Source organism: Caballeronia sp. ATUFL_F2_KS9A (assembly GCF_023630765.1).
Lineage (GTDB): Bacteria > Pseudomonadota > Gammaproteobacteria > Burkholderiales > Burkholderiaceae > Caballeronia > Caballeronia zhejiangensis.
In genome coordinates this window covers 19,019-27,893 of sequence record NZ_JALQEK010000021.1, presented here as the reverse complement: position 1 = coordinate 27,893, position 8,875 = coordinate 19,019, and the positions used below count along the sequence as shown (strand labels likewise).

The following is an 8,875-nucleotide window of genomic DNA, read 5'->3' as shown; positions in this document are numbered from 1 at the left end:
GAGTCGTGCGCTGTACTTGCTCATGAAAAAACACCCCAAATCGTTGAACGGGTGTCCAACTTTTGGGGTGCAGTTCAGCGAGCGGGGTTTTTCATCAGCAAGACGGCAAACCGTTCACGTCTTCTGCAACATCGCCTTGAGCATCGCCATGCGATCTTTCGGCGACAAAGGCGCTTCTTCGGCCGTCGGCGGCGGCGCATCGTCGAGCAGCATCTCTGGGATGAACCGCGACGGCTCGCACACCACCGTCTCCCGCGCGCGCTTTCTCTTCTTGCACCAGTTCAGATGCAGACTGCGCTGCGCCCGCGTGATCGCGACATACATCAGCCGGCGCTCTTCCTCGATGCGCGAATCGTCGACGGGCGCGTCGTCGTCCGAACTGCCGCGATGCGGCATGATGCCTTCCTCGACGCCCACCAGAAAGACGTGTGGATACTCCAGCCCCTTCGACGCATGCACCGTCGACAGGCGCACTGCATCCGGGTCTTCTTCCTTGCCTTCGAGCATCGACATCAGCGCGACGGTCTGGATCAGGCCGAGCAGGTTCTTGCCTTCATCGGCGAAACCGTCGGCGGTGTCGAAACCGGTCTGCTCCGCGCCCGGCGCGGCTTCCGGCTTCGTGCCCTTGCGCTTCAGCCATTCGAGAAATTCGAGCACGTTCTGCCATTTCGACTGCGCCTGGCGCTCGTCGTACGCGTCATAGAGATACGACTCGTAGTGGATGGCTTCCATCATGTCGTCGAGAACTTCGGTCGCGGGATCGCGCGCGGCGCGGTCCGACAGACGCCGGATCCATTCGCAGAACGTGCGCAGCGGCTCGACCTGCCGCGCCGACAGACGCGCCTCGATGCCGCCCATGAACACCGCCTCGAACAGCGACACCTTCGCCGCGCCCGCGAATGCGCCGAGCGCTTCGAGCGTCGTGTTGCCGACACCGCGTCGCGGCGTGGTGATCGCGCGGATGAAAGCGGGATCGTCGTCGGGATTGGCGATCAGCCGCAGATACGCGATCAGATCCTTGATCTCGGCCTTGTCGAAGAACGATTGCCCGCCCGAGAGCACATAAGGAATGCGCTCCCGCCGCAACACCTGTTCGAAGATGCGCGCCTGAAAGTTGCCGCGATAGAGAATCGCGTAATCGCGAAATTGCGTGCGCCGCTCGAACTTGTGCGCCGACAAGCGAAACACGACGGATTCCGCCTCGTGCTCTTCGTCGTTGCAGCCGGTGACGGTGATCGTGTCGCCCATGCCGTGCTCGGACCAGAGCTTCTTCTCGAACAGCTTCGGATTGTTGGCGATGACGTTGTTCGCCGCCGTCAGAATCCGCACCGTCGAGCGATAGTTCTGCTCCAGCTTGATGACATGCAGCTTCGGGAAATCCTTGCCGAGCTGCGCGAGATTTTCGATGGTCGCGCCGCGCCAGCCGTAGATCGCCTGGTCATCGTCGCCGACGGCCGTGAACGCGGCGCGCGGACCGGCCAGCAGCTTCACGAGTTCATACTGGCACGCGTTCGTGTCCTGATATTCGTCGATCAGCAGATAGCGCAGGCGGTTCTGCCACTTGTCGCGCACCTGCTCGTTCTCCGCGAAAAGCTGCGCGGGACGCAGGATCAGATCGTCGAAATCGAGCGCCTGATACGCGTGCAGCGTCGCGGCGTAACTCCGATAGACGATCGCCGCCTGATGCTCGTCCTCGTTGCTCGCGAGCACGGACGCCTGATCGGGCGAAACCATCGCGTTCTTCCACAGCGAGATGATCGACTGGATCTTGCGGATCAGGCCTTTGTCCGTCGTGCCGAGCTGTTCCTGAACCATGCCGAAGCAATCGTCGGAATCCATGATCGAGAACTGCGGCTTGAGTCCGACGTGTTCCGCTTCCTGCCGCATGATCTGCACGCCGAGCGAGTGGAACGTGCAAATCGTCAACTGATTGACGGGAATCTTGCGGCCTTCCTTGCCGGGCGTCGTGAGCGTCTTGCCTTCGAGGAGCTTGGCCGTGCGCTCCCGCATTTCGAGCGCGGCCTTGTTCGTGAAGGTGAGCGCGGCGATGTGCTTCGGCTCGAAGCCGCGCCCTTCGATCAGATGCGCGATCTTCTGCGTGATGACGCGCGTCTTGCCGCTGCCCGCGCCGGCGAGCACGAGACAGGGACCATCGAGATAGCGCACGGCTTCGCTTTGCGCGGCGTTCAGACCAGCGGACATCGTTTTGGCTTTGGAGTTTGGGCGCGCCTGGCTGTGACTTGCGCGCGAAAGGAGAGCGCGATGTTAACACGATAGAGGCGGCGCGGTTCCGGCCCCTGTTCGTGCCACAATATCCGGTCAATTCAACGACAGGACGATGCCCGCATGGACACAGCACTCAAAGTCGGCGTAATGGGCTACGGCCTCGCCGGCGCGACGTTTCACGCGCCCGTCATCGAGCACTGCGGCCGCGCCGAAGTCACGGCCATCGCCACGTCGCAGGCCGAGCGCGCGCAGGCCGATTATCCGAACGCGCGGATCGTCGCGGATTTCGACGCGCTGCTCGCCATCGACGAACTCCAGTGCGTCGTCGTCGCGACGCCGAACGACACGCACTTCGATCTCGCGCATCGGGCGCTGTCGGCGGGCAAACACGTGGTCGTCGACAAACCGGTGACGCTTTCGTCGCGCGACGCCCGCACGCTCGCCGATCTCGCGCAGCAGAAAGGGCTCGTGTTCGCGCCGTTTCACAACCGTCGCTGGGACGGCGATTTCATGACGGTGCGCGCGCTCATCGAAAGCGGACGGCTCGGGCGCATCACGCATTACGAATCGCATTTCGACCGTTTCCGCCCGAAAGTGCCGCAGCGCTGGCGCGAGGAAGCGGAGCGCGGCGGCGGCCTGCTGTTCGATCTGGGGCCGCATCTGATCGATCAGGCGCTGACGCTCTTCGGCGCGCCGCAAACGGTGACGGCGTTCGTGAAGGCGCATCGCGACCACGCGCACGCGCCGGACTACGTGCATCTCGTGCTCGGTTACGCCGACAAGGAAGTGATCCTGCACGCGAGCGCGCTCGCGGCGCTGGAGCCGCCGCGTTTCGCGATCCACGGCACGCGCGGCAGTTATGTGAAGAACGGGCTCGATACGCAGGAAGATCAGTTGCGTTCGGGGATGCGCCCGGGCAATCCGGAGTTCGCGAAGAATCCGCCGGGCACGTTGCGCGAGGTCGATGGCGATCTCGATCTGCGTCACGAATTCGCCACGAGAGATGGCGCGTACGTCGAGTTTTATCGTGCGCTGGCGGCGGCGATTCTGGATGGCAAGCCGTTTCCGGTTTCGCCGCAGGACGCAGTCGACACGATGACGATCATCGAACTCGCGATGCAGAGCGAGCAAGAAGGGCGGCGCGTGCCCTTCGCGCGCGGCTGACGCCTAGCGGCGGCTGACGCTGCCGCACGTCGTCCGCACTTCGCCGGCGATGTCGCCGCAGTTCACGTTGCCCGACACCGTCGACACCGCGCCGCCCACGTCGCCGCAAGTCACGTTGCCCGATACGGTCGACACGACGCCGACCGCGCCGTGAACCGCGACCGTATCGCAGTTGTCCGCCTGAAACGCCTGAAGGTCGCCGTGCACTTCGAGCGTGATGCGCGTCGCTTCGCCGGCGCTCACGTTCTTGCCGTCGACGAGCACGCGGCCGCCGCGAACCGACACATGGTTGCCTGTATAAGTAACGCCGTTGATGGTGATCGTGGCCATGTTCGTCGAAGAGGAATCAACGCGATCCGAACAGTGTACGCATGATTTCATTGCGAAAAAGCGCTGCTTCTGAAACAAACTACGACGGATTTGTCGATACACGCTCGCGCGTTTGCATCGGTTTCGAATCTGCGGAAAAGCGCAATCGCGCAAGTCCGAATCCGTTTGACAACCCCAATTCGGTCGCGTAAATTCTGCCGCACGCGTCGGGAGAGCGCGTGGCCTTTCATCGCAACGAGAAAGACCGCGCCGCCGAAGGGGCATACCCGCAAACTCTCAGGCAAAAGGACCGACCGCGTCGAGGAACGAGTTTCCTCGCACTCTGGAGAGCGGCAGCGGCTTCGTCATTGAGCCAGTTGCCCACCGAAGGGGCGCGCGATGGACCGCGGCACAGCCGTGCACGGTTCGCGCAATCTCTCAGGTACCGAGGACAGAGGGGTCACGCATCGCAACCGCTCGCGGCATGGGCCTTGCGCGCTGCTTCCCGCAGCACGAAAGGCGCATCCGGCAGGCGAATAGTGCGCTGCGTGGCCTTTTTTGTTTCGCGAACCGAGGCCCCGATGACTTCTCTTCAACACACGCCGCTGCACGCCGCTCACCTCGCGCTCAACGCGCGCATGGTCGATTTCGGCGGCTGGGACATGCCCGTCAACTACGGTTCGCAGATCGACGAGCACCGCGCGGTGCGTACCGACGCCGGCATGTTCGACGTCTCGCACATGCGCGTCGTCGATTTCGAAGGCGAGGCCGTCCGCGAATTCTTCAAGTACGCGATCGCCAATAACGTCGACAAGCTGACGACGCCCGGAAAAGCGCTCTATTCCTGCCTGCTCAACGGCGACGGCGGCGTCATCGACGATCTGATCGTCTACTACTTCTCCGAAACGAGTTTTCGCGTCGTCGTGAATGCGGGCACGGCGGAGAAGGACATCGCCTGGTTCGGTCAATTGAATGCCGAAGGCGAATTCAACCTTTCCATCACGCCGCGTCGCGACCTCGCGATCATCGCCGTGCAAGGTCCGAACGCGCGCGAAAAAGCCTGGCAAGTGCTGCCGGACACGCGCGCGCAGACGCAGGACACCAAGCCGTTCAACGCGGTCGTTTTCCCGTCGACGCAATTCGGCGAACTGATGCTCGCGCGCACCGGCTACACCGGCGAGGACGGTTTCGAGATCGTCGTGCCGGCGACGCATGTGGAAGCGCTCTGGAACGCTTTGCGCGACGCAGGCGTGAAGCCCGCCGGCCTCGGCGCGCGCGACACGCTGCGCCTCGAAGCCGGCATGAACCTCTACGGCCAGGACATGGACGAGAACGTCTCGCCCCTCGACGCCGGCCTCGCGTGGACCGTCGATCTGAAGACGCCGCGCGATTTCGTCGGCCGCAGCGCGCTCGAAGCGCACGGCTCGAAGGCGAACTTCGTCGGGCTCGTGCTCATCAAGGAAAACGGCAAGGCGGGCGGCGTGCTGCGCGCGCATCAGAAAGTCGTCACGGAACGCGGCGACGGCGAAATCACGAGCGGCACGTTTTCGCCGTCGATGCAGGAGTCGATCGCGTTCGCGCGCGTGCCCACGGGTGTTGCCGTCGGCGACACGGTGCAGGTCGTCATCCGCGACAAGCAACTGCCGGCGCGCGTGGTAAAACTTCCGTTCGTGCGCAACGGCAAGGTTCTGGTTGAGCTTTCCTGAAGCCGTCGCGCCCGTTTCCTCCGATCAAGAACCTCACGAAAGAATCACGCAAGGAGCATCCAATGAGCATCCCGGCCGATCTGAAATACACCGAATCGCATGAATGGGTCCGCACCGAATCCGATGGCACGCTGACCGTCGGCATCACCGATCACGCGCAGGAAGCGCTCGGTGACATCGTGTTCGTCGAACTGCCCGCGGCGGGCAAGACCGTTGCGGCGGGCGACGCGATCGCGGTGATCGAATCGGTGAAGGCCGCTTCCGATATTTACGCGCCGGTGTCGGGCGAGATCGTCGCATCGAACGACGCGCTGACCTCGGCGCCCGATCAGGTCAACGGCGCGCCGTACGAAAGCTGGCTCTTCAAGATCAAGCCGGCCGGCGACGCCACGCTCGACAAGCTGCTCGACGCCGAAGGCTACGGCAAGTCGATCGGCGAATAACCCATCTCAATGACGATGGCGGCTCGCGCAGACAAGAGCGAGCCGCGTCGCAGGAATTCACATGAAGCTCGAACACCCGGATCGCCTGATGAACCGCACATCCCTGTCACTCGCCGCGCTCGAATGCCACGACGCATTCGCCGAGCGGCACATCGGCCCCGATGATGCCGACCAGCGCGCGATGCTCGACGCGCTCGGTTTCGCGTCGCGCGCGGCGTTCATCGACGCGGTGATTCCTGAATCGATCCGCCGCAAGGACACGCTGCCGCTCGGCGCGTTCACGCAGCCGAAAAGCGAGGCGGAAGCGCTCGCGTATCTGCGCAAGCTGGCGGACGAGAATCTGGTGTTCCGGACTTACATCGGCCAGGGTTACTATGGCACGCACACGCCGGCGGTGATCCTGCGCAACGTGCTCGAAAATCCGGCGTGGTACACGGCATACACGCCCTATCAGCCGGAAATTTCGCAAGGGCGCCTCGAAGCGCTGCTCAATTTCCAGCAGATGGTCATGGACCTGACGGGCCTCGCGATGGCCAACGCCTCGCTGCTCGACGAATCCACCGCCGCCGCCGAAGCGATGACGCTGCTGCAACGCATCGGCAAGCCGAAGTCGAACGTGTTCTACGTTGCCGACGACGTGCTGCCGCAGACGATCGAAGTCGTGAAGACGCGCGCGAAGCCGGCGGGCATCGACGTGAAAGTCGGTCCCGCCGCCGATGCCGCCAGCGCGAATGCATTCGGCGTGCTGCTGCAATATCCGGGCGCGAACGGCGATGTGCGCGACTATCGCGCGCTCGCCGAAGCGATCCACGCGGCGGGCGGCCATGTCGTCGCCGCGGCGGATCTGCTCGCGCTGACGCTCATCACGCCGCCGGGCGAATGGGGCGCGGATGTCGCGATCGGCAATACGCAGCGTTTCGGCGTGCCGGTCGGCTTCGGCGGGCCGCACGCGGCATACATGGCCGTGCGCGATGAATTCAAGCGCCAGATGCCGGGCCGTCTCGTTGGCGTGACCGTCGATGCGCAGGGCAATCCGGCGCTGCGTCTCGCGCTCCAGACGCGCGAGCAGCACATCCGTCGCGAGAAGGCGACGTCGAATGTCTGCACGGCGCAGGCGCTGCTCGCGATCATGGCGAGCATGTACGCGGTCTATCACGGCCCGCGCGGTCTCAAGACGATCGCGCTGCGCGTGAATCGCGTGGCGTCGATCTTTGCGGCGGGCGTAAAGAAGCTCGGCTACACGATCGCGAACGACACGTTCTTCGATACCGTCACGATCGAAAGCGGCGCGAGCACGACCGCGCTGCATCAGGCCGCGTACGCCGCGCACATCAATCTGCGTCATGTGAGCGCGAGCCAGGTCGGCGTTTCGCTCGATGAAACCACCACGCGCGACGACTTGCAGAAGCTCTTCGCGCTCTTTGCGGAGGTCGCGGGCAAGACCGAAACGTTCGATATCGACGCGCTCGATCAATCGGTGACGGATTCGCTGCCGCAGGCACTGCATCGCACGAGCGAGTATCTGACGCATCCGGTTTTCAATCGCCACCACTCCGAGCACGAAATGCTGCGCTATCTGCGCAGTCTCGCGGATAAAGACCTCGCGCTCGACCGCACGATGATCCCGCTCGGTTCCTGCACGATGAAGCTCAACGCGACCTCGGAAATGCTGCCGGTCACGTGGCCCGAGTTCGCGGCGATTCATCCGTTCGCGCCCGCCGAGCAGACGGTCGGCTATCGGACGATGATCGATCAGCTCGAACAGATGCTCGTCGCGTGCACGGGTTACGCGGCGGTGTCGTTGCAGCCGAACGCCGGTTCGCAAGGCGAGTACGCGGGCTTGCTCATCATTCACGCGTATCACGAGTCGCGCGGCGAAGGGCATCGCAACGTGTGTCTGATTCCGGCGTCCGCGCACGGCACGAATCCGGCGTCGGCGCAGATGGCGGGCATGCAGGTCGTCGTCGTCGCGTGCGATGCGAACGGCAACGTCGATATCGACGATCTGAAGGCGAAGGCCGAAAAGCATTCGGCGAATCTCGCGGCGATCATGATCACGTATCCGTCGACGCACGGCGTGTTCGAGCGCAACGTCCGCGAAATCTGCGACATCGTGCACGCGCACGGCGGCCAGGTGTATGTCGACGGCGCGAACATGAACGCGATGGTCGGTCTCTGCGCGCCCGGCCAGTTCGGCGGCGACGTATCGCACTTGAATCTGCACAAGACGTTCTGCATTCCGCACGGCGGCGGCGGACCGGGCGTCGGTCCGGTCGCGGTCGGCGCGCATCTGGCGAAGTTCCTGCCGAATCAGACGTCCACGGGCTACAAGCGCGATGAAGCAGGCATCGGCGCGGTGTCGTCGGCGCCGTACGGCTCGGCCGCGATTCTGCCGATCTCGTGGATGTACATCGCGATGATGGGCGCGAGCGGCCTCACCGCCGCCACCGAAAGCGCGATTCTCGCGGCGAACTATGTCGCGAAGCGTCTCGCGCCGCACTATCCGGTGCTGTACAGCGGCGCGGGTGGACTGGTCGCGCACGAATGCATTCTCGATGTGCGTCCGATCAAGGAATCGAGCGGCATCTCGGTGGAAGACGTCGCGAAGCGCCTGATCGACTACGGCTTCCACGCGCCGACGATGAGCTTCCCGGTTCCGGGCACGCTGATGGTCGAGCCGACGGAATCGGAATCGAAGGAGGAGCTCGACCGCTTCATCGACGCGATGATCGCGATCCGCGAGGAAATCCGCGCGGTCGAAGAAGGCCGCGCCGATCGCGAGGACAACGTGCTGAAGAACGCGCCGCACACGGCGGCGGTCGTCGCATCGGATGCGTGGGAGCACAAGTACACGCGCGAAGCGGCCTCGTATCCGCTGAAGTCGCTGATCGCGCGCAAGTACTGGTCGCCGGTCGGCCGTGCGGACAACGCTTATGGCGACCGCAATCTGATGTGCTCGTGCGTGCCGGTATCGGAATACGCGGACGAGTAAGGCTACGCGCACGAACCTGAGAGAGCGCCGCCCGA

Annotated in this window: 6 protein-coding genes and 2 riboswitches; of the genes, 4 read left to right on the top strand and 2 right to left on the bottom strand. The window is 63.9% G+C overall.

What is annotated here, in order from left to right; all coding sequences use genetic code 11:
- Positions 1-114 precede the first annotated feature (114 nt).
- The gene (locus NCS67_RS12740) at positions 115-2,202 is read right to left on the bottom strand and encodes a UvrD-helicase domain-containing protein (RefSeq protein WP_008352515.1); all 2,088 of its coding nucleotides are present in this window, start codon (positions 2,200-2,202) and stop codon (positions 115-117) included.
- A 144-nt stretch (positions 2,203-2,346) separates the two neighbouring features.
- Here NCS67_RS12740 and NCS67_RS12735 point away from each other — a divergent pair, with 144 nt between their 5' ends.
- Positions 2,347-3,390 carry an oxidoreductase gene (locus NCS67_RS12735; RefSeq protein ID WP_008352516.1) on the top strand — a complete coding sequence of 348 codons (1,044 nt, stop codon included), beginning with the start codon at positions 2,347-2,349 and terminating at the stop codon, positions 3,388-3,390.
- A gap of 3 nt (positions 3,391-3,393) precedes the next feature.
- On the opposite strand, the gene NCS67_RS12730 is transcribed toward NCS67_RS12735, so the two are convergent.
- A complete protein-coding gene (locus NCS67_RS12730; protein ID WP_008352517.1) occupies positions 3,394-3,720 on the bottom strand; it encodes a hypothetical protein in 327 nt (108 codons plus the stop codon).
- A gap of 197 nt (positions 3,721-3,917) precedes the next feature.
- Positions 3,918-4,023: riboswitch (glycine riboswitch) on the top strand.
- Positions 4,024-4,032: 9 nt separating this feature from the next.
- Positions 4,033-4,164: riboswitch (glycine riboswitch) on the top strand.
- A 116-nt stretch (positions 4,165-4,280) separates the two neighbouring features.
- Here NCS67_RS12730 and gcvT point away from each other — a divergent pair.
- The 3 genes from gcvT (at position 4,281) to gcvP (ending at position 8,840) form a co-directional block, all read left to right on the top strand.
- Positions 4,281-5,405, top strand: a complete 1,125-nt coding sequence (gcvT, locus tag NCS67_RS12725; RefSeq protein ID WP_239295434.1) for a glycine cleavage system aminomethyltransferase GcvT — start codon at positions 4,281-4,283, stop codon at positions 5,403-5,405.
- 62 nt (positions 5,406-5,467) lie between these two features.
- Positions 5,468-5,848 (top strand): glycine cleavage system protein GcvH, encoded by a 381-nt coding sequence (gene gcvH, locus NCS67_RS12720; RefSeq protein ID WP_008352521.1) that lies wholly within the window; start codon positions 5,468-5,470, stop codon positions 5,846-5,848.
- A gap of 61 nt (positions 5,849-5,909) precedes the next feature.
- A complete protein-coding gene (gene gcvP / locus NCS67_RS12715; protein WP_175979651.1) occupies positions 5,910-8,840 on the top strand; it encodes an aminomethyl-transferring glycine dehydrogenase in 2,931 nt (976 codons plus the stop codon).
- The last annotated feature ends 35 nt before the right edge of the window (positions 8,841-8,875 follow it).